General features: G+C 74.3%; 1 protein-coding gene. It reads left to right on the top strand.

What is annotated here, in order from left to right:
* The coding region (locus tag IG94_RS0138250; RefSeq protein WP_031048907.1) for a leucine zipper domain-containing protein at window positions 1–304 on the top strand (304 nt) is incomplete at both ends.

The following is a 304-nucleotide window of genomic DNA, read 5'->3' as shown; positions in this document are numbered from 1 at the left end:
CACCGTAATGCACCCCTGACCGAGACCGGACGGCTGCGTCTGGCCCGCTGTGTGGTCGAGGAGGGCTGGCCGCTGCGGCGGGCTGCCGAGCGTTTCCAGGTCTCGCCCACGACGGCCCAGCGGTGGGCCGGCCGTTACCGGGCATCCGGAGCGGCCGGCATGGCCGACCGCTCCAGCCGGCCCCGCCACAGCCCCCGCCGTACTCCGACCCGCACTGAGCGACGGATCATCAAGGTCCGCCTGCTGCGCCGGTGGGGACCGGCCCGCATCGCACACTTCCTGCGCCTGGTGCCCTCGACCGTGC

This window comes from Streptomyces olivaceus, assembly GCF_000721235.1.
Classification (GTDB): domain Bacteria; phylum Actinomycetota; class Actinomycetes; order Streptomycetales; family Streptomycetaceae; genus Streptomyces; species Streptomyces olivaceus.
Note: the sequence above shows the minus strand (reverse complement) of the source record. Positions and strands in the feature narration are given on the sequence as shown.